This window comes from Litchfieldia alkalitelluris (genome assembly GCF_002019645.1).
Classification (GTDB): domain Bacteria; phylum Bacillota; class Bacilli; order Bacillales; family Bacillaceae_L; genus Litchfieldia; species Litchfieldia alkalitelluris.
This window is the reverse complement of the sequence record NZ_KV917374.1, coordinates 4,853,153-4,877,698: the sequence shown is the minus strand read 5'-3', so window position 1 is coordinate 4,877,698 and position 24,546 is coordinate 4,853,153. Positions and strand designations below refer to the sequence as shown.

The window sequence follows — 24,546 nt, the reverse complement described above, 5'->3', positions numbered from 1 at the left end:
AAGACTTTTAAAGAAAAATAGAGTAATAGGCTTCAGTATTCTAACTGAAACCTATTACTAGAGCATAAGTGTAGGGGTAATAAAATTAATACACAACTACCTATGTAATAAAGTTTTTAAATAATGTAAGCGGATCAATGACAAGAAGAAAATGATACATTTAAAAGCTTGTAAAAGAGAGGCGAGTAAAATGTTATATCCAATAACAACGGAAACGAGAGGACAAATTGACTTAAATGGTATTTGGGACTTCAAAGTAGACCAAGGGGAAGGACTAGAAGCTAAATGGTTTGAGAAACCATTGGAAAACACGATGACCATGGCTGTTCCTTCCTCTTATAACGATTTGTTGATTGCTAGGGAGTTGCGTAATCACATTGGTTGGGTTTGGTATGAAAAGGAATTCTTTGTGCCGAGATATATGCTAGAAGAAAGGCTTGTGCTACGGTTTGGCTCAGCCACCCATCTGGCAAAGGTATATATCAATGGTGTTCTTGTGACAGAGCATAAAGGTGGTTTTACCCCTTTTGAAGTAGAAATCAATGAAAGTATAAAGAGCGGCAAAAATCGTGTGACAGTTGCCGTAAATAATATTGTTGATGAATCGACTCTTCCAATGGGGCACTATTCAGAAACAGAAGTAGAAGGGTTAGGAAAATTAGTACGAAACCTTCCGAATTTTGACTTTTTTAACTATGCAGGCTTGCACCGACCGGTAAAAATTTATACAACACCAAAATCATATATACATGATATTTCTACAATACCTACTATTAATGGGAATAGTGGGTTCGTGGAGTATCTGGTTGAAACGGTTGGACAAGCAAATGAAGTACTACAGGTATCTGTTATAGATGAAGATGGTAATCAAGTAGCAACTAAGACAGGTGAAAAAGGTACATTGGAAATTGAAAATGCGAAGCTTTGGGAGCCATTAAACGCCTACCTTTACACATTAAAAGTGGAGCTTATTGATAATGGTGAGGTCGTGGATGTGTATCATCAACCGTTTGGTATCCGAACAGTAGAAGTTAAGGATAGTAAATTCTTAATTAACAATAAGGCATTTTATTTCAAAGGCTTTGGTAAACATGAGGATACAGATATTCATGGTCGAGGGTTTAATGAAGCAGCAAATGTGATGGATTTTAATCTAATGAAGTGGATTGGAGCAAATTCATTTCGTACTGCACATTATCCATATTCAGAAGAAATCATGCGACTCGCTGACAGGGAAGGGATTGTTGTAATTGATGAAACTCCGGCTGTGGGCGTGCATTTGAATGTCTCTCCGACACAACATGGAAGGGGCAAAAAACGCGAAACATTCAAAGAAATCAATACCTTCGAGCATCACCAAGAGGTAATAAAAGAGCTTGTAGCCCGTGATAAAAACCACCCATCTGTGGTGATGTGGTCGGTAGCCAATGAACCAGCATCAGAAGAAGAAGGTGCTTATGAGTACTTTAAACCATTAATTGAATTAATGAAACAAGAGGATCCGCAAAAACGCCCGGTTACATTAGTGACTCATATGATGGCGATGCCACAGTTAGATAGAACGGCTGAACTAACTGATGTGATTGCATTGAATCGTTACTATGGCTGGTACGTAAACGGTGGCGACTTCGACCAAGCAAAGATTAACTTACGTAAAGAGTTAGAGGGTTGGACGAAACGTTGTCCAGGTAAGCCAATTATGTTTACTGAATATGGAGCAGACACTATTGCTGGTTTCCATGATGTTGACGCAGTTATGTTCACCGAAGAGTATCAGGTCGAGTATTTTCAAGCAAACCATGAAGTGTTCGATGAATTCCCTAATTTTGTGGGTGAGCAAGTATGGAACTTTGCCGATTTCCAAACAAGCCAAGGAATTATAAGAGTACAAGGAAATAAGAAAGGGGTCTTCACACGTGACCGTAAGCCAAAGGCAGCTGCCTTTGAACTTCGAAGACGATGGACAAATATACCTGACTTTGATTATAAAAAATAAGCAAAAAAACAAGGTAGAAAAATGTCAACGCGTTTTTATGATATGGTAACAGGTAACGAAGATAATTATATTTTGCCTTTTTTTTGGCAGCATGGTGAAGAAGAAGATGTGCTTCGAGAAGAAATGGCCCGTATCCATGAATCAAAAATCCGGGCCGTATGTGTAGAAGCCCGTCCACATCCTGATTTTCTGGGGCCTAAATGATGGAAGGACATGGATAGCTGACTTTTCTTCATTGAGATGTCTATGGGAAATGGATGTAAATAAAGTAATAGATTTTGTAATGAAAGATCATTAATTGGGAGGTAATTACCATAAATTATGTATGTAACCCCATTAACATAGAGTATAAATACCAGTTTATATCAAATAACGGTCAAATGGTTATTTCAAGAGAAGCTGCAGACCCTTCTATGATTATGTTTAAAGGAAAATACTATCTTTTTCCTTCAATGACTACAGGTTTCCTTACTAGTGACAATCTCTTAGATTGGGAATTTCATTCACTAAAGGATGTCCCAACTTACGATTATGCTCCAGATGTAAGGGTTATAGGGGAATATATTTATTTTTCAGCATCTAATAAAGAAGAAAACTGTTCCTTTTTCAGAAGTAGTGATCCGATAAATAAAGGCTTCGAGGAAATAGAAGGTACTTTTCCTTTTTGGGATCCGAATCTATTTGTTGATGATGATGGAAGAATCTACTTCTATTGGGGTTGTTCAAATTCAACACCATTATATGGTGTTGAATTAAATGCAGAGGATATGAAACCAAAGAGTGAACCGATAGGACTTATATTTCCTAACAAAGAAATATATGGTTTTGAAAGGGCCGGAGAAAACCATGTTCCTCCAATTTCTCCAGAAGAAGCAAAGGAGATAATGACTAAATACAAAAAAAATCCAGAAATATCTGAGGAAATGTTGAATGCAATAAGGAAATATTACGAATTCTTACCATACATTGAAGGGGCTTGGATGGATAAGCATAATGGGAAGTACTATCTGCAATACTCAGCTCCAGGTACTGAATATAATGTGTACGCTGATGGGGTGTATATATCAGATAATCCATTAGGTCCATTTAAGCTTGCTAAAAATAACCCTTACTCCTATAAGCCTGGTGGTTTTATTCCTGGTGCGGGACATGGGTCCACAATGGAAGATAGATTTGGAAATATTTGGCATACTGCAACGATGAGAATTAGTGTGAATCACCCGTATGAAAGACGATTGGGGATTTGGCCAGCAGGGTTTGATAATGATGGAGAACTGTTCTGTAATCAAAGATATGGCGATTGGCCCTTAAAGATTGAGCAGTTACAAATGAATCCATGGGATAATCCAGAGTGGATGTTATTGTCGTACGATAAGCCAGCTACGGCGTCATCTTTTGAGGAAGGAAAGGATCCTTCGAAGGCTACAGATGAAGATGTACAAACTTGGTGGAAAGCGTCATCTAATACTCCTGAGCAGTGGATTGAAGTGGATCTTCAACATATATGTGATGTTCACTGCATTCAAATTAATTTTGCTGATGATAAATTGGAGATACCTCTTCCTGAAGGTGTATCTTTAAAGAAGCAAGGATTTCAAGCAAGGTATATTGATGAAAGGAAGTACTATACTAGATGGTTACTAGAAGGATCCATAGACGGCGAAAATTACTTTGTTATTGAAGACAAATCCGATGCAGAAACGAATTTACCTCATGATCTAGTTGTTAAAGAGAGTGGATTACAAGCAAGATATATAAAATGTACGGTAAAAGAAACTCCTTTTAACCAAAATGCATGCATCTCCGGTCTTCGAGTGTTTGGGATTAGGGAAGGGAACTATCCTCAAAAAGCAACAGGAGTAACTGCGGATTTGGTCAGCGATCTTGACCTTGTAGTTAAATGGAAAGTGGTTGATGCCGTCGGGTATAATGTGCTCTGGGGATTTGCACCGGATAAACTCTATCATAGTTATATGGTTTTTGGTAGAAATTATGTGAATATAGGAGCATTAATAAAAGGACAGCCTATATATTTGAGAGTAGACACTTTTAATGAAAAAGGGATAACAGAGGGGGAAATTATGGCGGTGGTGGATTGATTAATCGGTAACCTGGATATTTCGAAGATGGAGGAGGCACATTTTCGCCATCGTTACGATAAATAAAATAGTGCTATAATTATAGATTTTCTTAAAAAATAACCCGACAACCGATTGTCCGGTTATTTTTCTATAATTCGTATTATGAGATTTTTACTCCGATTATAAAAAGTTTCAAATATGAGGCGAAAACACCATATTATATTAAATTAATATAATTAGGGAATTTGTGATGAATGTATAGTAAATATAGAATAAGGAGGTCGGAATATGTCATTTTCGGAAAATACAAGAATAGGGGATTTGTTAAAAAGTGAAGCAGCCAAGGAGGTTTTGGAAAAATACTTTCCAGGATTCACTACTGCCAAAAGTTTAGATAGAGTTCAAGGATTTACACTTAAGGTAATATCGGGAGTTCCCCAATCAAATATGCCACCGGACAAAGTGAAAGCATGTGTGAGAGAACTAGCAAAAATAGATGAACTAGAAATCGAAACCATTACCATTAAAAAAGACCAAGTTTACAAAAGAAATGGTTTTAAAAATGATTTGAGATGGGGGATTATTGGTCCTGGTAAGATTGCAAAACAATTGGCAGAAGCGATTAAGGGGATTGAGGGGTCGGAACTTTATGCTGTTGCATCAACGTCTTTGGACCGAGCAAAAGCCTTTACGGAAGATTTTCCTGTTCAAAAGGTATATGGGTCATATGAGGAGTTGGTCGACGACCCTGCAGTAGACGTAGTATATATCGCAAATCTCAAATCACAGCACCTTGAAACGGCAAAATTGGTACTAAATAAAGGGATTGCTGTGTTATGCGAAAAGCCACTTACGGTCAATGCAAAACAAGCAGAAGAATTAATTACGATTGCACGCAACAAGAATGTTTTTCTGATGGAGGCCATGTGGATGAGATATAACCCCAATATTATCAAGCTAAAGGAATTGATAAATGAAGGCAGTATAGGTCAGGTGAAAAAAATAGAAGCTGATTTTTCATTTGTTTGTGAGCCTGATTCAGTTCTTAGATTGCCAGAGTTCGGAGGAGGAGCACTACTGGATCTGGGAATATATCCAATCTCCTTTGCAAATTTAATTGTGGGAAGATTCCCGGATACAATCACATCAAAATGTGAGCTGACATCAACAGGAGTTGATGGTGTTGATACAGTCACATTCCATTGGCAATCAGGGGAAGAGGCAGAGTTAAGCTGTGGAATTGATCGCTTTGGAGACATGACAGCAAAAGTTACCGGTACCGATGGTTATATCGAAGTATATCCACCTTTTCATAGTGCACAAGTGATTCGTCTTCATAATTCCCAGGGGGTAAAGGAAATTACATACCCTTATAGGATTAACGGATATGAATATGAGGTAGAAGAGGTGATGCGTTGCCTGGATGCAGGTTTACAAGAAAGTCCTAACATGACACTTAATGAAACATTGGAAACGATGAAGCTTATGGATGGACTTCGTTCACAATGGGGAGTAGTTTATCCAGGGGAAGAAGTTTTTTCAAACGATTGAAGGAAAACTCAACATGGTTAATGGTATGTTTGGCTGTCTCCACTAAATCATCAAAATGTTATTATCAACTTTATCAAAAAATTAATAAAAGAGTGAAAAAACAACCTGTCTGTGTATTAGACGGTTGTTTTTTGGGCTTAAAGATTGTTCGGCTTTTTTAAAAGTTTTAGTTTTTAAAATTTCCTTATGACTTTTTATTAAAATTAGTTTGTTAATTACTGAATTCTTTCTCAACAGTAACCAATGTTGCTCCAATGACTTGATACATATCATAATATTTATATTATCATCGCTTCCTCTGGAGGTATTCAAGGTGCAAGAGCAGTATCCCCCTTCCCAATAAACTATATAGTTATCAATATTCCTATGTGTAGGCATTCAAATACCGCCTTTTATTTCAATCATCAATCCTCTTTAAAAAAGTTAAGAGCTTTTCCATCCAGAGAATATTATGGTCTGATTGGCTATATGCATGATCACTAATAAACTTTACTGCCTTCTGCTGTTTATCATCTAGTAATTGAAATTGTTTTACGAGTTCATCGTTATTTTTAGCCTCTTTATATTTAGCCCAACGTTTCTTTTCCTGTTTAATTGCATCTTCTAGTAAAAAAACTGCTTTAACTGGGTCAATATATTTCAACAGGTAAATGGATATGTAAACATCTTCAATCTTTGAAACTTTTTTAAAACTGTTGTAAATCTCTTGTTCTAGAAATTGTCTTCCATCCTCAGTAATCCTGTACAATGTCTTATTCGGGCGATTTTCTTTTTGAATGGTTTCGACAGGTTCAATAAGTCCTTTTTTCTGCAGTGCCTCAAAATTATAATAAAATTTCCCTTCACTTATTTTATTTATAGGTATTGTGTCGAGTAATATTTTTTTTAATTTATATGGATGACTATTTTCATCAGCTAAACTACCTAGTATAAAAAGCGCAAGAGACAAGAGAAATTCTCCTTTCTGATACTCATTATTTTAACCCCTTTTTTTATCATATCAATCTTCAACATACTTCAACATACTTCATCATACCTTCCTTCTTACAATGGAAATATTCCCTTTCTGAAAGGCCTTTAATGTGTATGCTACTTGTTCTATCTACTCCCATAGTACCTAAGAACTAAATAATAATCAATAACAAATTACTCTTTACAAACTACTCTGATTAGAGTAACTTTAATTTAAGCTTTTAGTTATTTTTAAAAGGAGGAACTGAAATACTATGCTAAAAGAAATTATTCCTATTAAAGAAATCCCTAATTTTCAATCACGTGCAGAAGAATTTTTCCCTATTGATTGGTTTAAAGAAATGCTTCACCATCATCCAGTTTATTACCATGAAAAAACAAATACTTGGAATGTATTTAAATATGAAAATGTTAAACAAGTATTAAGCAACTATGAATACTTTTCAAGTGAAGGGGCTAGAACAACTATTTTTGTTGGGGCTAATAGTAATGGTGCGCCCTCAAAAAATTCTCCTTTAAATATTACATTCACAGATCCACCTCAACATAGGAAGTGTCGCTCTTTGTTATCAGCTGCTTTTACACCCCGGAGTTTGAAGAACTGGGAACCCCGCATTCAACAAGTTGCAACAGCACTTGTTGAAGACATGGAAGATAGCTCCACTGTTAATATTGTTGAAGCATTGGCAGCCCCTTTTCCTAGTCTAGTAATAGCTGATTTGTTCGGGGTACCGCTCCAAGACAGATATCAGTTCAGAAAATGGGTTGATACCCTGTTCCAACCATATGACAAAGAAAGACTTGAAGACATTGAGCTAGAGAAAGAAAATGCTGCAAAAGAATATTTCCAATATCTTTACCCTGTTGTTATTCAAAAACGAGCAAATCTTTCTGATGATATTATCTCTGACTTAATCCAAGCTGAAGTAGATGGTGAAAAGTTTACAGATGAGGAGATTGTGATGGTTACTATGCTGCTATTAGGTGCAGGTCTTGAAACAACCAGCCATGCAATCGCCAATACTTTCTATTCATTGCTTTATGACGATAAGTCATTATATGGAGAACTAAGAAAAAATGTTGAGTTAGTACCAAATGCAGTCGAGGAAATGCTTCGGTATCGTTTTCACATGTCAAGAAGAGATCGTACAGTGAAGCAAGACAATAATTTATTAGGGGTCGAGTTGAAAAAAGGAGACGTCGTCGTTGCGTGGATGAGTGCTTGTAATATGGATGAAGATATGTTCGATGATCCTTTCACTTTAAACATTCATCGTTCCAACAATAAGAAGCATTTGACATTCGGAAATGGTCCGCATTTTTGTTTGGGTGCCCCTCTGGCACGATTAGAAATGAAAATAGCACTAGAAACATTCCTACAAAAGTTTACTCGGATTGAACCGGTGGAAGGTTTCAATTTAGAAGAAAATTTAACGGCTTCCTCTACGGGGCAGTCCTTAACTTCTCTACCGATGAAGGTTTATAAGTAAGGATATAAAAATTAGGGAACATCAGATTACTTCTGATGTTCTCATTTTTATTGGGGAGGGGGTAATAGGGTTTTACCCATGGATTATTGCTTATTATTGCGAAATTAACATTAAATGGAATCGTCGTCCTGCTAACCTCAGAGGAAAGAGAGATACCTGACCATTAGTATAGAGGTATTAGGACGTTGCAGAGGTTAGTTCATTTAGTATTCTTACCTCTTAACTATTTAAAGTATCAAGTTATTCTGTTCTAAATGCTTTATAAATACCTCTAGTGCCTTGTCATTATGAATAACTTCACTCTGCAACTCATCTTGAAATTCAGGTATCTTCGACTTGGAATTTTCATTCAGCTTTTTATATTCTGTCGCTGTACAACCAAATTCTTTCACAAACATCTTATTTAGATATCGATAATCCGAAAATCCGCTCTCAATACAAATGTCTAGCATATTCATATCTGTCCTCATTAATAAATCCACAGCCTTCTCCAGACGAACCTTATTTAAATATTCTTGAAAGGAAATGCTCAGATGCTTTTTTATAAAATGGGACAGATAGTACATATCTAAATTCTCTTTTTCTGCAATACTCTTAAGTGTTATCTTACTCATGTAGTTTTCTTTAACGTATAAAATAATATGATTCAATCGATCAATATTTTTTTGTTGAGAAGACAATTTCTTTTCGCTTGTATCCTCGTAATCAAGATTTTCAATCAGGCTGCAAATCATAAGATGCAACGTACTCATAAGCTTTAGCTGATAACATTTATCTTTTTTATTGTATTCTTTAACGATTTGAAGCATGTATCTACTTAGTTCAGTCCAGCATAACTTTCTAGTTTTTTCGGTAATATATTGACTTGTAAAGATGATCCTCTGTAACTGTGGAAAGTATGCCTTACAAAATTTGGGGTCAAATTGAATAGCTAAAATGGTATTCGTTTCATTTGTTTTGGAAAGGCTATGTACTTCATTTGAGTTCAAAATGAAGATATCATTTTTGGATAATGTATATTTCTTATTACCAGTCTCCAATATAACTGAACCGTCAACGACCATGAGGATTTCAATATCATTATGCCAATGATAAAGCCTATGTGTCATGCTGACGAAGAAAAATTTTAAGGAAGTTGATTCAATATGTCGTACAAACTCGTATTCGTAATTCATAATTAACCACCTTAATTTTGATTTTATAATAGATAAAAGCAAATTTATCAAAGTCGCTGAAACAATCGTTTAAATGCGTTCATGATAGCATATTCTAGTATTTTATTAGTTTTAATGTATATTATTATACTTTTAAGTGTAAAGATTATCATTCCTTAATCTGAAAAAACACAAAGTTACCAGAAAATAATAACAAACTTATACGGTAATGCTCCATCATTGAATGCTAAACTGTAATAAGAAGTGAAAACGATTACAATATTACTCATTTTAAAAATGAAAATAAAGCTAATGGAGGAATCAACATGTCAAGATTTAGATATTCGGTTGGACCCTGGAATGTCCATGATGGAACAGATACTTACGGACCTGCGACAAGAGATGAAATTTCTTTTGAGGAAAAAATCAAAAAATTTGCGGAAATGGGTTTTAGTGCGATTCAATTCCATGATGATGATGCTGTACCTAATATGAATGATCTTACAGAAGAAGAAATAAGGGAAGAGGCTAGAAAAGTAAAGACTCTTCTAGATAAATACGATTTAGCAGCAGAATTTGTGGCTCCAAGGTTATGGATGGACCCTCATACGATTGAAGGCGGTTTTATGTCTACTTCCAAAGAAGACAGAGAGTTCGCGATGTGGAGAGCCTATCGTTCAATCGACATCGCCAAAGAACTTGGAACAGATATGATTGTCCTCTGGCTTGCAAGAGAAGGTACTCTTTGTGCAGAAAGCAAAAGTCCAGTATGGGCCACTCAACAATTGGTTGATGCGCTTAATAAGATGTTAGAATACGATAAAAATATTCGGATTGTCATCGAACCAAAGCCGAATGAACCAATTGACAGAAGTATTTGTGGAACAATTGGACATGTAATCGGTGTATCAGCAGCAACCATTGATCCTTCAAGGGTAGGGGGATTAGTAGAATCTGCTCATGCGACATTGGTTGGTTTGGATCCTGCACACGAAATGGGATTTGCAATGGCAATGGGGAAACTTTGGGGTGTTCATCTAAATGATCAAAATGGAATTAAATTTGATCAAGATAAATCTTTTGGAGTAGAAAACCTCCGTGCTGCCTTTAATCAGATTAAAGTGTTGATGGAAAACAATTATGGTTCTAATGGTGAATATGTAGGACTTGATGTGAAGGCAATGAGAACCACAAAGAACGAAGACAGATACAAACACTTAGAAAATAGCTTAAAGATTGTGAAGGCACTGGAATCCAAGGTTGAAAAATTTGATTATGATTACCAGAAGAAATGTGTGGATAATAGAGACTTTGAGGGGCTAGAAATGCATGTCATGAATCTTTTAATGGGGATTGAATAAACCAGATAAAAAAATGCCTAGAAGTAAGGGGAATATGAAGTCAATGAAAAATAAAAAAGCAGCTGTTGCAGGTCATATTTGCCTTGATATTACACCCGTTTTTCCCTTAAACAATGAAGGAAACCTTGCAAATTTATTGGCACCAGGAAAGTTGGTGAATGTAGAACAAGCTGATATTCATACTGGTGGTTCTGTTGCCAACGTAGGGTTGGCTATGAAACGATTTGGTGTAGACGTTAAGCTCATAGGGAAGGTTGGGGAGGACCACTTTGGGGAACTTGTACTAAATATATTAAATAAATATGGAGCGTCGGAAGGAACGATTTTTGCCCCAAATACTAGTACATCATACTCAATCGTTATTGCTTCTCCAGGAGTAGATAGGATCTTTCTTCATAATCCGGGGGCGAATGATACTTTCCGTTCAGAAGATATTACAGATGATATGTTACACGATGTTTCACTCTTTCATTTTGGATATCCAACGTTGATGAGAAATATGTATCTTCATGAAGGTAAGGAATTACTTAAATTATTAAAAAAAGTAAAGGGGAAAAATATTGCCACTTCATTGGATATGGCAGCAATTGATCCTTTATCGGAGGCTGGTAAAGCTGATTGGAATAAAATTTTACGAAAAATAATTCCATTCGTTGATTTTTTCGTTCCTAGTATAGAAGAACTTGGTTTTATGCTTGATCGAAATAAATATGAAACCTGGTTGAAAAGAGCAGAAGGAAAAGAAATTACTAGCATCTTGTCAATAAATGATGATATTAAGCCATTGGCTGATCGTTTAATGGATATGGGAGCGAAATTTGTTTTAATAAAATGTGGAGCTTCTGGTATGTACTACAGAACAGCTGGAAAGAGTTTGTTTAACGGACTTGGTTCGAAATTAGAATTAAACGTAGAATCTTGGATGAATAAAGAAGGATTTGAAAAAAGCTATGAGCCTGATAGGGTATTATCCGCCACAGGCGCCGGCGATACCAGTATTGCAGCCTTTTTGACTTCTATTTTAGAAGGATACAGCCTTGAACAATGCCTGCAGTTTGCAACAGCCACAGGGGCGTGCTGTGTTTCTGAATATGATGCATTAAGTGGGCTAAAACCTTTTAAAGAGTTGAAAAGAATGATAAATGATGGCTGGGATAAACAAAATATATTAGTAAATGACTAACTATTTAGGATACAGGCTTTGCAATCAGGATTGAAGGAAAAGTCGCTCGTTTGAAGATTCTAGCTAAGACGATATCGATGGTGATAATGCATAAATGCTTCAAGGATCAACTGAACGTTAAACAAATATAAAGTTTTTAGTGGAAGAGGTACTATATCGTGCAGGAACTAAAACAGGAATTACTGTGGTTGTTCCTGTTTTTTTCTGTTACGGATGCAACAACTCCTGCTTACATTACCTTTTCCATAACATTTTAGGGTTGAGAGTGTTAATAAAGCCACCAATAGTAAAGGGTTGTTACCGTTTGGTGGCCTAACGCTATAACTATATAATATTACTCTCAACGGTTTGTGCTGCCTCAATGAGTAAATCAACAATGTGGATAGCTCTAACTCTATCCGTTAACCCTTCACGCTCTATCCCAAGTTTCATTTGAAGTAGACAACCAGGGTTGGCTATAACGATGGTCGTAGCTTCCGTCGCTTTAGCCGTTTTCATTTTAGAATCGAGTATTTGCATCGACATCTTTGATTCAACAATATTATAAATTCCCGCCGAGCCACAGCAGCCATCGGCATTCTTCATTTCACGATATTTAGTATTTTTTATTGCCTTGAGAAGGATCCGTGGTTCTATGGATGTTTTCATAACATTACGTAAATGGCAGGAGTCCTGATAGGTAATCACCTGTTCTGGTAGTGTTAAATTCTGTTTATGAAATTCTAACTCTACAAGTATACTAGAAATATCTTTTAATTTAGCAGAAAATTGTTTAGAACGCTCAGCCCATTCAGGTTCATCCTTAAGAAGATGATCATACTCAATTAAAAATGCTCCGCATCCTCCAGCATTTGTTATAATATAATCCACATTAAGTCTTTCAAATGCTATAACATTACGTTTAGCAAGCTCCTTTGCCCCCTTTTTTTCGCCAGTATGGCCGTGAAGTGCACCACAGCATGCTTGCTCAGTCGGGATCACAATTTCGCACCCTGCTAATTGTAGTAGCTTCATGGTTGAGTCATTCGTTTTCATAAACATCGTATCCATTAAGCATCCAGAGAAAAAGGCAACCCGTTTTTTTACTTCTGACTTTGCAGGAAGGTGGGTTGGACGTTTTTTGATTTCATTCATTGTAGGAACATCTGGTAAAATTTTTTCCATTGCAGATAAGTTTTCTGGTAAAAGATTCATTATGCCACTTTTCCGTACCACCTTTTGTAAACCGGAACGCTGATAGAAACCAAGTAGTCCTGTTAATGTCTGTATTCGATGTTGATGAGGGAAAAGTCCATTAAAAACCACGTTACGTACAGTACGAACCGGTAGAGAGTGTTTTTTATTTTGATTAATGATATCACGCGCTTCCTCAAGTAAATGTCCATAGTTTACACCCGAGGGGCAAACAGGTTCACAAGCTCTACATCCTAAGCACATATTAAGAGAGCGCTCAACATCCTCATCAGGTTCAATTAACCCATCAACAACAGCTTTCATTATAGCAAGCCGACCTCTTGGCGAATGTGATTCCTGAAAACCGGATTCGATATAGGTTGGACATGTAGGTAAGCAGAATCCACATCGCATGCAATTTAGAAGTTCATCTTCATTCATTCTCTTTTTGAATTGCTGCCCGATGGCTTCACGTTCTTTTTGGGTTGTCATTTTGTCACCACCACACGTTTTCTAGAATCCTTTGCGAATATTTTCCCCGGGTTCATAATGTTATTGGGATCAAGTGAGGCTTTAATCGCTTTCATCGCAGTAATCCCAGGTTCACCAAGCTTTAATTCGAGATAGGGAGCTTTCATCACCCCTACACCATGCTCCCCAGTAATTGTTCCACCAAGTTCAATGGCTTTTACAAAGATATCCTCAAATGCTTTTTCTACTTTTTCGATTTCCTCATGGTTACGTACATCTGTTAAACAGGTTGGGTGAAGGTTTCCGTCACCAGCATGACCAAATGTACAAATGTTGAGCTCGTATTTTTCCGCAATTTCATTAATTGCTTTCACCATTTTTGCAATTTCAGAGCGTGGAACCGTTGCGTCTTCTAAGATAGTCGTTGGCTTTAAGCGGGCTAAAGCAGAAAGAGCTGATCTTCGTGCTGTTCTTAAATCTTTTGCTTCCTCTTCTGAGGCTGCTACTTTAACTGATACAGCTTGTTCTTGTTCACATAATTGAGCTATTTTTTCGATATCACGCTTAACTACTTCTATTGGGCCATCCTGTTCAATTAAAAGGACAGCTTTCACATCAGTAGGCAAGCCGATTTGGGCGAAATCTTCAACGACCTTTAACGTTGGTTGATCCAAAAATTCAAGAGTAGATGGAATGATTTTGTTTGCGATAATCTTTGAGACGGTTCTAGCCGCGGCTTCAAGGTCTTGATAAAGGGCGAGCATCGTCATATTAGACTCTGGCATTGGAATTAGTTTAAGAGTTGCTTCAGTTATAACACCTAGTGTCCCTTCAGATCCTGTAAATAATCTAGTTAGATCATAGCCTGCGACATCCTTAGCAAGTTTACCACCTGTGCGGATGATGTCTCCATTAGGTAAGACAACCTCTAAAGCTAGAACATAATCACGTGTGACCCCATATTTAAGACCTCTTAAGCCTCCGGAGTTTTCATTAATATTTCCACCAACCGTTGATATTTTCATAGAGCTTGGATCTGGTGGGTAAAATAGACCTTTTGCTTCAACCTCATTAATCATATCTAATGTAATGACGCCAGGCTGTACGTTAACAGTTAAATTTTCTTCGTCGATCTCTAGAATGGAATTCATTTTTTTAAATAATAGAACCAATCCTCCTTCCGTTGGGCATGTTCCGGCACAAAGATTGGTGCCCGAGCCTCTCGGAACAATTGGGATATGGTGCTTATTGCATACCTTCACAATCTCAGAAACTTCTTGCGTGTTCCTTGGGGCGATGACGGCATGAGGCATTGATTGAAACTGTGGAGTGGCATCATAGGAATATACTAGTCTTCCTACTTTAGAGTCATCAAAGTTATCTGATCCGACAATATTTATTAGGTTTTGTTTTATTTCCTTTGTTAACAATTAAATCATCCCCTGCTTTTCCATTTTATTGTTTTGTTCGAAGAGAATATATTATGTTTAAAAATAACAAACAATTGTTGACATATTCACTATAACATAATAACATTTGTTTTAGAATAACATTATTAATGTTTATTTCAAACAAAAGGAGAGATTTTGATGTATCAAAAACCACGTTTAAACAGAATGTTCAGCGAGCAAGGGAAATGTTTTGATGTTGCAATCGATCATGGTTTTTTTAATGAATATTCTTTTATTTCCGGAATTGAAAATATGAAGGAAGCTATCCAAGTGATTGTTGATGCGAATCCGAATTGTATTCAATTAAGTGCAGGGCAAGCTCGCTTCCTTCAGGAGATTCCAGGAAAGAAAAAACCAGGATTAGTTTTACGTACTGATGTTGCAAATATTTATGGAACTGAACTCCCACGTTTTTTATTTAGTGAATTGATTGATAAGGCCATCGAGCAGGCTATTAAATTAGATGCGGTTGCTGTGTGTGTGAATCTACTTTTAATTCCTGGTCAACCAGAGCTTCACCACCAATGTGTCCGTAATGTAGCTCAATTAAAAACAGAATGTGAAAAATACGGAATGCCGTTGATGGTTGAACCATTAGTAATGCTTCCTAATGAGAAAAAAGGGGGATATATGGTTGATGGCGATATTAACAAAATCATTCCATTAGTTCGTCAAGCAGTAGAACTTGGTGCTGATGTGATTAAAGCAGATCCATGTAATGACGTAACGGAATATCATAGAGTAATAGAGGTTGCATCTGGCATTCCAGTTCTTGTACGAGGTGGTGGAAGAGCAAGCGATGAAGAAATAGTAAACCGTACTGTGGAATTAATAAAACAAGGGGCTTCTGGTATTGTTTATGGTCGGAATGTTGTTCAACATCCAAACCCCGCAGGAATGACTTCTGCATTAATGGAAATTGTGCATCATAATGCTACAGCTGATAAAGCACTTCGGATCCTGAAAGGAGAAATTCAATGATGGCAAAAAAAATCATTCGTTTCGGGGTCATTGGTTGTGGATTAATGGGGAAGGAATTTGCGAGTGCTGCTGCACGTTGGTGCCACCTGACTGATGTTGATTTTGAACCACACATTGTCGCAGTATGTGATGCGAATCCATATGCTTTAGCGTGGTTTCAAGAAAATGTTCCAAGTGTTGAACAAGCTTATTCGGATTATAAGGAATTGCTTGCTGATTCAACGGTAGATGCAGTATATTGTGCTGTCCCACATAATTTACATGCGCAATTTTATATCGATATTATAAATGCTGGTAAGCACCTCTTGGGTGAAAAACCATTTGGAATTGACAAGGAGGCGAACTATAAGATTCAGGCGGCAATTAAAGCCAATCCGAATGTGATTGTCAGAAGTTCATCGGAATTTCCGTTTTTCCCAGGAGCACAAGAAATTCTCAAATGGGTACAGGAAGGTCGGTTTGGTAGAATTATCGAAGTTGAAGCGGGATTTTGGCATTCTAGTGATCTAGATCCAACAAAGCCAATCAACTGGAAACGACGTATTGCTACAAATGGTGAATACGGTTGTATGGGTGACCTAGGATTACACGTTTTACATCTTCCACTTCGCTTTGGATGGAAGCCAACGAATGTCCGTTCATTACTTAGTAAAATTGTAGAAGAACGACCAGATGGAAAAGGTCGAATGGTACCTTGTGAAACGTGGGACAATGCCATTCTTGCATGTGAAGTTAAAGAGGGTGAAAATGAGTTTCCGATGGTGTTATCAATGAAGCGTATCGCTCCAGGACATGCGAATACATGGTTTATTCGTATTCAAGGTACTGAATTCTCTGCTGAATTTACAACCAAAAATCCAAAGCAAGTTGTGTCTTTACCTTATACACCTGGAAAACAGCAAGCATGGCATGTTGTTGATACTTCTTACAAATCTGCATATGGAACAATTACTGGTGGTATTTTCGAATTTGGATTCTCAGATTCAATCCTTCAAATGTGGGCGGCGTTTTGTGATGAGTTGATAAATGGTGAGGAAATGCAACAAACGTTCCGCTGTGCAACTCCACAAGAAGCTTCCGATAGCCATCGCTTATTTACAGCTGCCCTTGAATCACAGCGTTCAAGTAAAACAGTTGAGATAGATTGGGCTGAAGTGCCAAGTCTTTAGAGTCTTGAAAATAGTTAAAAACAATTGATTCCTGCCTGTAAGTGAGTGATAATGAGGTTAATTTTAAATGGACAACGGGAGGCTTAACAAGTAATGGCTGAATTATTGAATACAAGACAGCATCAGATAGTTGATTTGCTGCACACCGAAGGAGAAGTGAAAATTTCGGAGCTTAAACATAAATTTTCAGTCACTGAGATGACCATTCGGCGAGATTTGGAGAAATTGGAATTAGCGGGACTTGCCAAACGTACATTCGGAGGTGCAATTCCCATTGGCAGGGATGTTGCACTTTTTGAAAGAACGGGTTATATGTCTGAAGAAAAAATGTTGATTGGTAAAAGGGCTGTAGAGCTTGTACAGCCGGGAGAATCAATCTTTCTTGATGGAGGAACAACTACTCATCATGTAGCTCGGTATTTAAAATCTGAACTGAATATTACGGTGGTAACTAATGCAATCAATATTGGCACGGAGCTGATTGGAAAAAATATCCCAACCATTATAACAGGGGGGACCTTACTAGAAGCAACTTCTTCCCTTGTAGGCCCAATCACCGCTGAAACGCTCTCAGGAATGGCATTCGATCGTATTTTTCTAGGAGCAACTGGTGTAAATCACTTACACGGATTTAGTAACTCAAACATGTATGAGGCTGAAATAAAAAAAATTGCGATAAAAAAGGCATCAGAAGTAAATATCGTGATGGACCATACAAAATTTGGAGCGAAGGAGCTCTTTTCATTCGCACCACTTTCCTATGTTCACCGTATTGTGACTGACAGTATGCCTGATGAAGTATTAAGACGGTCATGTATAGAAGCAGGTGTGGAAATTGAAGTCGTTGAGTTTCCCTTTGGGAATGAGTGAATATAAAAATCTATTCTCTTTGCTTCATATGGTGGATAATACGACGGTAGGGCTATATTTGAAAGGATAAAACCTCTTTTAGGTCGTTTATAGAGTAAATGGTGCAAGGATATTTTATCTTTCCCGACATTAGTGAGTATAAGGTACCAGAAATCCAGCAAGACCGTTATGAAGAAGCTTATGACAAGGTTCGAGCAGTTCGGGACGAACCCGTTTAAATATATTCGCAACGATTACCCTTATAATCCTTATTTACAATGCCTCCCGTTCAGCCACGATCATCCGGCTTCCAGGAGTTGTGAAGAATCGTTCGGAGAGTTTGGAATAAATCAAGAAAAGGAGCGGATCAATTTCAATCCGCTCCATTTTGTATTTCCTTGCTACCAACAATCCCTTTTTTATATTGGTTTGGAGTGACACCTGTAAATCTTTTAAATACTTTTGTAAAGTAACTTTGATCATGGAAGTTTAAGAGACCCGAAATTTCGCTCAAAGGGTGGTCGGTAAAAGTGATTAAATTTTTCGCTTCTTCTACTTTAGCTTGATGTATATACTCTATAATAGAAATCCCCACTTCTTTTTTAAAAAGATTTGATAGATAATTTGGATTCATTTCTACTAAATCAGCCAAGTGAGGGACCGTGACTTCGTTGTATAGATGAGTAAATATATAATTTTGGCACATATTAATTGGTTTAGAATACTGATGTTTTTTTCCTTTTGCAACTCGTTCTGTGAACTCTAAAAATGCAGTGTTTGATAATTGCGCTATATCGTTAATATTGTTTAATTCTTCTAGCTTTTGAATAAATAAATCACTTAGGTTAAGGGCAATTTCAGGATTTAGACCTCCATCTATGGCTGCTCTACAAGCAAGTGTGATTCCAGAGATGACTAGATTTTTTATATTCCGCAAATAACTACCTTTTGAAAGCACCCCTACTTCTACTTCAGTCATTTTTATTCGCAACGCCTTGAGTTCATCTGTTTTCCCTTCCTTTATATACTGGAACATTTTCCTTTCAGATAATGGATCTCTACGAGTCGTTGCTTGTTGGCGTTGTTCTGATAAGTAAACGTCTGGGTGATCAATGTGAAAGCGAGGTTTTGCTCCCAGTATATTTTTCTGATGTAGATCTACTAGGTCCAACTTTTCTTGATAGAGCATGTAATAGAGGCCCATACTCATATTAATGAAATCCAATTGGCTTAAAACGGGTAGAGAATCATAGTAATGAATCATCTCCTCTTTCCTAACTTTTAAGTCCAAATCGTTAATGACCCCGAACATTGATTCCTCTGGAACTCTGGTAAAAAGGATAGGTCCAACAATTACTTTTCCGTAAAATTGTCCTTTAGAAAGTATGTTAATAGAAAAGAAGTGTTCAAAATAAGCAACGCCACTAAATATTGGTATCTGAAACGTATGATTTTCTGAAAATAGTTGTTCCAATATCCCTTCTTTATTAATAGATGGGAGGGGGTGCCAATAACTTGTTAAGGGGGGTTCAAATATTACATTCCCTTCTTTATCCAATAAATGTATAGGTATTTTATACATATTAAAAGTTAGGTTACAAATATATTCCAAATCCTCAAGTATAGGAAAATTCATTTTAACCTCCATATCCGAACATTATGAAAAGTGGGAAAATTAACCCTGTGGATTTTACTGATTTTATACCAATAATACCATATTTTTAGGGGCAAAAAACACATTTGACTCCCTTAAACAGCCTTTTAAAAACTAGGAAGAAAAAGACAGATATTCCTATGAATCATGAAAATACCACAGTCAAAATGACTGTGGTAGACATAAATTTCCTTTTTTAGACTATCATTCTATCTATCTCATATGGCAAAACCTAATCAAATCTACCTTCCTACACGATTAGGTTTCTACTAGACACTCACATTTTCTTTTTGCAGTGCGTCGTTTAATTGCTGGATAATTCCCGTCAGGGTTTCCTCCGTGAAACGACCTTGACCAAAATTGACTAATGATCTTAAAGGCATATATTTTAGCATAGCCGCCATCATTTCAGGATTATTGCCTTCTGACATGTCTTCACTCGATTGTGTACTTCCATTTCTCATACCGGCTATTAGTTGCTGAGCGACAGGCGCAAGAATTGGGTCAGACAACAAGGTACCAATCGTTGTATTCCGATGAACTGGTTTCTTAATCAGTTTAGTAGACTGAACAATAATAGTTTCCTTAAGAACGATGTCCTTGGACGACTTACCGATTAATATTTCAAAATCACCTGTTTCAACATGCCAATCTTTAATATCTACATTGTAATATGCAAATGCTCGTTTATCTAAAGTGATTGTTACAGTTTTCTCTTCACCTGGCTGTAGCTCCACTTTTTCAAAGCCTTTTAGTTCTTTTTCAGGTCGAATTACTTCGCTCTGTACATCACGAACATAAAGCTGAACGATTTCTTTCCCTGCTACGTCTCCAGCATTTTTTACTGTAACCGATACTTCCACAGTCTCGTTATCTTTTAGTTCTTTTTTATTCACTGATAGATTTGTATATTCAAAGGTTGTATAGCTTAAACCATAACCAAATGGGAACAAAGGTACAATGTTCTTTGTATCATAGTAACGATATCCAACGAAAATACCTTCTTTATATTCAACCCTATCTCCTTCACCTGGGAAGTTTAGATAAGATGGATTATGACTAAGCTCTTGTGGGAATGTCTCAGCTAATTTACCGCTTGGATTCGCATCCCCAAATAGTAGATCTGCAATCGCACCACCTAATGCTTGACCACCTAAATATGCTTCTAGAAGACCTTTTGCATGGCTAATCCATGGCATTTCAACTGGAGATCCATTACTTAGTACCACAACAACATTTGATTGTACCTCTGCTACCGCTTCAATAAGAGCACGATGGTTATCAGGAATTCTTAAATGCTCTCTGTCATACCCTTCAGATTCATAGCGATCAGGTAGACCTACAAATAGAACAGCGACATCTGATTGAATTGCGACTTCTTTTGCTTCGGCAATTAACTCTTCGTTAATTTCATCACTTTTCAATTCATACCCTTGAGCGTATAGAACATTAGCATTCCTAGCTGCTTTTTCAATCTCTTCACAAATGTTTTCAAGCTTTGTAGGGTTGATATGAGAGCTTCCCCCACCTTGGTATCTTGATTTCTTAGCGAATTCACCAATAACTGAAATCGTACCTTCTTTTTTCAGTGGAAGTATACCGTCATTCTTTAATAAAACCATGCTCTCACGTGCTACTTCACGAGCTAATTGATGATGTGCATCCTTGTCATACGTAAAGTTCTCTTTTTTGTTATCAACTGCTTTAAAGATGATGTTTAACAATCTTTCAACCGCTTTATTTAATGTTTCTTCTGAAAGCTTGCCATTTTTTACAGCTTCCACAATTTTCTTATCACCAATACCGTTATTTGATGGCATTTCTAATTCTAAACCAGCTTCTAAGCCTTCAGCCCGCTCATTTACTGCACCCCAGTCAGAAACAACAAAGCCTTCAAAACCCCACTCGTCTTTAAGAATATCTGTTAATAATGTTTTGTTTTCTGATGCATACTCACCATTTACCTTGTTATATGCACACATCACTGTCCACGGTTGTGATTGCTTAACAGCATTTTCAAAGCTTGCTAAATAAACCTCTCTCAATGTTCTTTCATCTACTACTGAATCGCTAGACATTCTGCGATGTTCTTGATTGTTTGCAGCAAAGTGCTTTAATGAAGTTCCAACGCCTTGGCTTTGTACACCTTTAATATGATTTGCAGCCATTTCAGATGAAAGGAATGGATCTTCTGAGAAATACTCGAAGTTACGTCCGCAAAGTGGTGAACGCTTAATATTTGCACCAGGTCCAAGTAGAACTGCAACATCTTCTGCTTGACACTCTTCACCTAACGCTACACCCACTTTTTCAATTAAAGAGCGGTTCCATGAACTTGCAACACCAACTGCTGAAGGAAAACAAGTTGCTGGTACACTATTGAAAAATCCAAGATGGTCTTCTCCTACTATCTGCTTTCGTAATCCATGTGGTCCATCGGTAACCATGATGGACGGAATCCCCAATCGTTCAACCTCTTTTGTATTCCAAAAAGATGACCCTGAGCATAAACTAGCTTTTTCTTCTAATGTCATTTGAGAAATAATTTGTTTAATATCTCTTTTCATAAAAGTATCTCCTTTCAAAAAAAATGAAAACGTTTTCTTGTAACCATTATATACACTATTTTTTGGTTAATATGGTATTTTTCACATGAAAAAAGTAATATTCACAGGTCTATTTTTATTAAATGATAAACTTCATGAAACTTAAACAAAATCTACACCCTCAGCTGTAACGGGCAAACAGAATTATCCAAGGGGTGGTTGATGTTGATTTTTTTATTGTGAGATTTATCACATATGGGCTTAACCTGTTTCCAATAAGATAGGCTATGAGGTGATAAAATTGAATAACTATTGTGAGACCAACATTACAAGCCCATTAGCTGTAATGTGGAAAACTGTTTCGGAGGCTTGTAATCTAGCATGTGATTATTGCTATTATAGTCGCTGTAATGGACGACCAGAAAAAATAGAAGTAATATCTGATGAGGTATTAGAAAAATTTATAAAAGAATATATGGAAATGTCAAATGGATACACTTCTTTTGCATGGCAAGGAGGAGAACCCTTATTGGCAGGATTGGACTTTTTTGAGAAAGTTGTTTTTCTCCAAGCAAAGTATGCGCCTCAAAATACAATCATTAGCAATGCTATCCAAACAAACGGAACACTAATAAATCAAAAATGGGCAAAATTTTTTGAAAAGTATAACTTTCTCGTAGGAGTAAGTTTAGATGGTCCTGAATCTATTAATGATGCTAGAAGGTTAACTGGGTCTGGAGCGGGTAGCTTTAAATCAATCATGAACGGAATAGGATATTTAAAAGCTGAAAATGTAGACTTTAACATTCTTACTGTATTACATGAGAACAATATAAACAAAGCTCAGGAATTAATGGAATTTTATCATAAAGAGAAGGTTAACTTTGTTCAATTCATTCCTTGTATGGATTTTAATTCTCAAGACATAAATAAACCTGGAAGATTCCTAATCACTCCAAAGGAATATGGTAACTTCTTATGTGAAGTATTCGATTTTTGGTATCAAAACGGTTACCCCGAAACCTCTATTCGCTTTTTTGATAATATGTTAGCGGTGTATCTTCATGAAGAGGCTCAGCTATGTACTCACCGAAAAACATGTCCAAAGTCAATAGTATTTGAACAAAATGGTGATGCCTACCCTTGCGATTTTTATATTCATGAAGATCACTTTTTAGGAAATATCTACAGTTCTTCTTTACAATCGATTATAACTCTCATCCAATATATGATGAGTTTTTAAGTAAAAAGACAAATTTACCTAATAAATGTAAGAATTGTGAGTATTTAAATTTATGTAATGGTGGTTGTCCGAGAAATAGAAATTGGTATCAGAGTAATAATTCTCAATCAGACTACTTTTGTCAAAGCTTTAAGCAAATCTATCAATATGCCGACGAACGAATGCGAATCGTTGCAAGAAATGTGAAGGCAAGGAGGATTGAGAACTATATTAATGCAGGTCAAAAGTTACCTAGTAGAAATGATACGTGTTTATGTGGAAGTGGTAAGAAGTTCAAAAAATGTTGTGAACCATTAAAACAAGTTAATATGAACTACTCCAAAACATCGTGGAAACTATTTTGAACCTACAGGTGATACGATGTTTTTCATTGTTATATGATTTTTGTTTTTCATTTAATGAAATCACTAAAATATAATTTTAAAAAAGAAAAACAACTTTTATCCAATATGATTAAAACAATCATAATATACAAGTTTTAATTTAAGAAAATCCATTATTTTTTTAGAATCTTTAAACCGAAATGGAATTAAGTGTGATATGATAGCTATAGGATCCAATAAGGAAGGGAGTAATCTACATGAAAGTCAAAGCGTTTGATATAAAGCTTCTAGTGCAAATTTTTATAACATTTTTTAAAATTGGACCCGTTACTTTTGGTGGTGGCTATGCTATGATTCCACTTATTGAGAGGGAAGTAGTAGAGAAGCGTCGTTGGGTTAAGACTGAAGATGTGACTGATATTTTTGCTGTTGCAGAATCTGTACCTGGTGCAATTGCCATTAATTCGGCAACCTTTATTGGGTATAGACTAGCAGGTGTTGCGGGTGCGATCGTGGCAATGACTGGTGTGTTACTTCCGACTTTTTTTATTGTTGTCATGTTAAGTTTGTTTTTCTTACAGGTACAAGATAATCCAAAAGTGGAGGCCGCCTTTGTTTCTATTAGAGCTACAATTGTAGCATTAATTACATATGCTGCAATAAAAATTGGTAAAACAGCTATAGTTGATAAAACAACAGTTGCACTAATAGCAATCACGGTTGCGGTATTGTTTTTTATACACATTCACCCTGTTCTAATTATTATAAGTGGTGGAATCATTGGGATAGGTATCATAAGTCTAAAGAAGAAATTAGGAATTAGCATTAAATTAGAAAAAGAAGAAACGGTAAAACCAGACTATTACCTTGGTGCAGGGATTTAGGAAAGGGGGACTCC

At 36.5% G+C, this 24,546-nt stretch carries 18 protein-coding genes and 1 pseudogene; 13 read left to right on the top strand and 6 right to left on the bottom strand.

The window, feature by feature from the left end; translation table 11 throughout:
- Positions 1 to 190 precede the first annotated feature (190 nt).
- The 4 genes and pseudogenes from uidA (at position 191) to BK579_RS22940 (ending at position 5,628) form a co-directional block, all read left to right on the top strand.
- Complete coding sequence (gene uidA, locus BK579_RS22955; RefSeq protein ID WP_078549567.1) at positions 191 to 1,996, top strand: beta-glucuronidase; 1,806 nt, start codon at positions 191 to 193, stop codon at positions 1,994 to 1,996.
- A gap of 21 nt (positions 1,997 to 2,017) precedes the next feature.
- Positions 2,018 to 2,197: pseudogene (locus BK579_RS22950) on the top strand (hypothetical protein); the annotation flags it as partial.
- An 89-nt stretch (positions 2,198 to 2,286) separates the two neighbouring features.
- The gene (locus tag BK579_RS22945) at positions 2,287 to 4,095 is read left to right on the top strand and encodes a family 43 glycosylhydrolase (RefSeq protein WP_328589313.1); all 1,809 of its coding nucleotides are present in this window, start codon (positions 2,287 to 2,289) and stop codon (positions 4,093 to 4,095) included.
- A 270-nt stretch (positions 4,096 to 4,365) separates the two neighbouring features.
- On the top strand, positions 4,366 to 5,628 hold the full coding sequence (locus BK579_RS22940) for a Gfo/Idh/MocA family protein (RefSeq protein WP_078549563.1): 1,263 nt from the start codon (positions 4,366 to 4,368) through the stop codon (positions 5,626 to 5,628).
- Positions 5,629 to 6,025: 397 nt separating this feature from the next.
- Here BK579_RS22940 and BK579_RS22935 read toward each other — a convergent pair whose 3' ends face one another.
- Positions 6,026 to 6,577, bottom strand: coding sequence for a PadR family transcriptional regulator (locus tag BK579_RS22935; RefSeq protein WP_078549561.1), 552 nt, complete (start codon positions 6,575 to 6,577; stop codon positions 6,026 to 6,028).
- A 277-nt stretch (positions 6,578 to 6,854) separates the two neighbouring features.
- On the opposite strand from BK579_RS22935, the gene BK579_RS22930 reads away from it, so the two are divergent.
- Positions 6,855 to 8,090, top strand: coding sequence for a cytochrome P450 (locus BK579_RS22930; protein ID WP_078549559.1), 1,236 nt, complete (start codon positions 6,855 to 6,857; stop codon positions 8,088 to 8,090).
- Between the two features lie 227 nt (positions 8,091 to 8,317).
- On the opposite strand, the gene BK579_RS22925 is transcribed toward BK579_RS22930, so the two are convergent.
- Positions 8,318 to 9,265, bottom strand: coding sequence for an AraC family transcriptional regulator (locus BK579_RS22925; protein ID WP_078549557.1), 948 nt, complete (start codon positions 9,263 to 9,265; stop codon positions 8,318 to 8,320).
- Between the two features lie 305 nt (positions 9,266 to 9,570).
- Here BK579_RS22925 and BK579_RS22920 point away from each other — a divergent pair, with 305 nt between their 5' ends.
- Positions 9,571 to 10,605 carry a TIM barrel protein gene (locus BK579_RS22920; protein ID WP_078549556.1) on the top strand — a complete coding sequence of 345 codons (1,035 nt, stop codon included), beginning with the start codon at positions 9,571 to 9,573 and terminating at the stop codon, positions 10,603 to 10,605.
- Positions 10,606 to 10,648: 43 nt separating this feature from the next.
- Positions 10,649 to 11,788, top strand: a complete 1,140-nt coding sequence (locus tag BK579_RS22915; protein ID WP_078550779.1) for a carbohydrate kinase family protein — start codon at positions 10,649 to 10,651, stop codon at positions 11,786 to 11,788.
- 324 nt (positions 11,789 to 12,112) lie between these two features.
- On the opposite strand, the gene BK579_RS22910 is transcribed toward BK579_RS22915, so the two are convergent.
- Together BK579_RS22910 and glcD are read right to left on the bottom strand one after the other, a co-directional pair.
- Positions 12,113 to 13,453, bottom strand: coding sequence for a (Fe-S)-binding protein (locus tag BK579_RS22910; protein ID WP_078549554.1), 1,341 nt, complete (start codon positions 13,451 to 13,453; stop codon positions 12,113 to 12,115).
- On the bottom strand, positions 13,450 to 14,862 hold the full coding sequence (gene glcD, locus BK579_RS22905; protein WP_078549553.1) for a glycolate oxidase subunit GlcD: 1,413 nt from the start codon (positions 14,860 to 14,862) through the stop codon (positions 13,450 to 13,452). Before glcD ends, BK579_RS22910 begins: the two co-directional genes overlap by 4 nt.
- A 159-nt stretch (positions 14,863 to 15,021) precedes the next feature.
- Between glcD and BK579_RS22900 the strand changes: the two genes are divergently transcribed.
- The 3 genes from BK579_RS22900 (at position 15,022) to BK579_RS22890 (ending at position 17,903) form a co-directional block, all read left to right on the top strand.
- Positions 15,022 to 15,864 carry a class I fructose-bisphosphate aldolase gene (locus BK579_RS22900; RefSeq protein WP_078549551.1) on the top strand — a complete coding sequence of 281 codons (843 nt, stop codon included), beginning with the start codon at positions 15,022 to 15,024 and terminating at the stop codon, positions 15,862 to 15,864.
- A complete protein-coding gene (locus tag BK579_RS22895) occupies positions 15,864 to 17,033 on the top strand; it encodes a Gfo/Idh/MocA family protein (RefSeq protein ID WP_078550777.1) in 1,170 nt (389 codons plus the stop codon). The genes BK579_RS22900 and BK579_RS22895 overlap by 1 nt, the downstream gene beginning before the upstream one ends.
- A 93-nt stretch (positions 17,034 to 17,126) precedes the next feature.
- Complete coding sequence (locus BK579_RS22890; RefSeq protein WP_078549549.1) at positions 17,127 to 17,903, top strand: DeoR/GlpR family DNA-binding transcription regulator; 777 nt, start codon at positions 17,127 to 17,129, stop codon at positions 17,901 to 17,903.
- A gap of 352 nt (positions 17,904 to 18,255) precedes the next feature.
- Here BK579_RS22890 and BK579_RS22885 read toward each other — a convergent pair whose 3' ends face one another.
- Positions 18,256 to 19,518, bottom strand: a complete 1,263-nt coding sequence (locus BK579_RS22885; protein WP_078549547.1) for a helix-turn-helix domain-containing protein — start codon at positions 19,516 to 19,518, stop codon at positions 18,256 to 18,258.
- Positions 19,519 to 19,805: 287 nt separating this feature from the next.
- Entirely contained in the window at positions 19,806 to 22,103 is a 2,298-nt protein-coding gene (locus BK579_RS22880) for a glycoside hydrolase family 3 C-terminal domain-containing protein (RefSeq protein ID WP_078549545.1), read from the bottom strand.
- A gap of 280 nt (positions 22,104 to 22,383) precedes the next feature.
- On the opposite strand from BK579_RS22880, the gene BK579_RS22875 reads away from it, so the two are divergent.
- The 3 genes from BK579_RS22875 to BK579_RS22870 all read left to right on the top strand — a co-directional run bounded on the left by BK579_RS22875 (position 22,384) and on the right by BK579_RS22870 (position 24,532).
- Positions 22,384 to 23,325, top strand: coding sequence for a radical SAM protein (locus BK579_RS22875; protein ID WP_235848517.1), 942 nt, complete (start codon positions 22,384 to 22,386; stop codon positions 23,323 to 23,325).
- Positions 23,286 to 23,669, top strand: coding sequence for an SEC-C metal-binding domain-containing protein (locus tag BK579_RS26585; protein WP_328589312.1), 384 nt, complete (start codon positions 23,286 to 23,288; stop codon positions 23,667 to 23,669). Before BK579_RS22875 ends, BK579_RS26585 begins: the two co-directional genes overlap by 40 nt.
- Positions 23,670 to 23,905: 236 nt before the next feature.
- A complete protein-coding gene (locus tag BK579_RS22870) occupies positions 23,906 to 24,532 on the top strand; it encodes a chromate transporter (protein ID WP_078549543.1) in 627 nt (208 codons plus the stop codon).
- The last annotated feature ends 14 nt before the right edge of the window (positions 24,533 to 24,546 follow it).

What these genes read in the sequence shown, in the direction of transcription:
- BK579_RS22880 (WP_078549545.1), bottom strand. Translation starts at nt 22,103, where the DNA reads ATGAAAAGAGATATTAAACAAATTATTTCTCAAATGACATTAGAAGAA.
- uidA (WP_078549567.1), top strand. Translation starts at nt 191, where the DNA reads ATGTTATATCCAATAACAACGGAAACGAGAGGACAAATTGACTTAAAT.
- BK579_RS22920 (WP_078549556.1), top strand. Translation starts at nt 9,571, where the DNA reads ATGTCAAGATTTAGATATTCGGTTGGACCCTGGAATGTCCATGATGGA.
- BK579_RS22940 (WP_078549563.1), top strand. Translation starts at nt 4,366, where the DNA reads ATGTCATTTTCGGAAAATACAAGAATAGGGGATTTGTTAAAAAGTGAA.
- BK579_RS22885 (WP_078549547.1), bottom strand. Translation starts at nt 19,518, where the DNA reads ATGAATTTTCCTATACTTGAGGATTTGGAATATATTTGTAACCTAACT.
- BK579_RS22930 (WP_078549559.1), top strand. Translation starts at nt 6,855, where the DNA reads ATGCTAAAAGAAATTATTCCTATTAAAGAAATCCCTAATTTTCAATCA.
- BK579_RS22900 (WP_078549551.1), top strand. Translation starts at nt 15,022, where the DNA reads ATGTATCAAAAACCACGTTTAAACAGAATGTTCAGCGAGCAAGGGAAA.
- BK579_RS22870 (WP_078549543.1), top strand. Translation starts at nt 23,906, where the DNA reads ATGAAAGTCAAAGCGTTTGATATAAAGCTTCTAGTGCAAATTTTTATA.
- BK579_RS22925 (WP_078549557.1), bottom strand. Translation starts at nt 9,265, where the DNA reads ATGAATTACGAATACGAGTTTGTACGACATATTGAATCAACTTCCTTA.
- BK579_RS22910 (WP_078549554.1), bottom strand. Translation starts at nt 13,453, where the DNA reads ATGACAACCCAAAAAGAACGTGAAGCCATCGGGCAGCAATTCAAAAAG.
- BK579_RS22895 (WP_078550777.1), top strand. Translation starts at nt 15,864, where the DNA reads ATGGCAAAAAAAATCATTCGTTTCGGGGTCATTGGTTGTGGATTAATG.
- BK579_RS22915 (WP_078550779.1), top strand. Translation starts at nt 10,649, where the DNA reads ATGAAAAATAAAAAAGCAGCTGTTGCAGGTCATATTTGCCTTGATATT.
- BK579_RS22890 (WP_078549549.1), top strand. Translation starts at nt 17,127, where the DNA reads ATGGCTGAATTATTGAATACAAGACAGCATCAGATAGTTGATTTGCTG.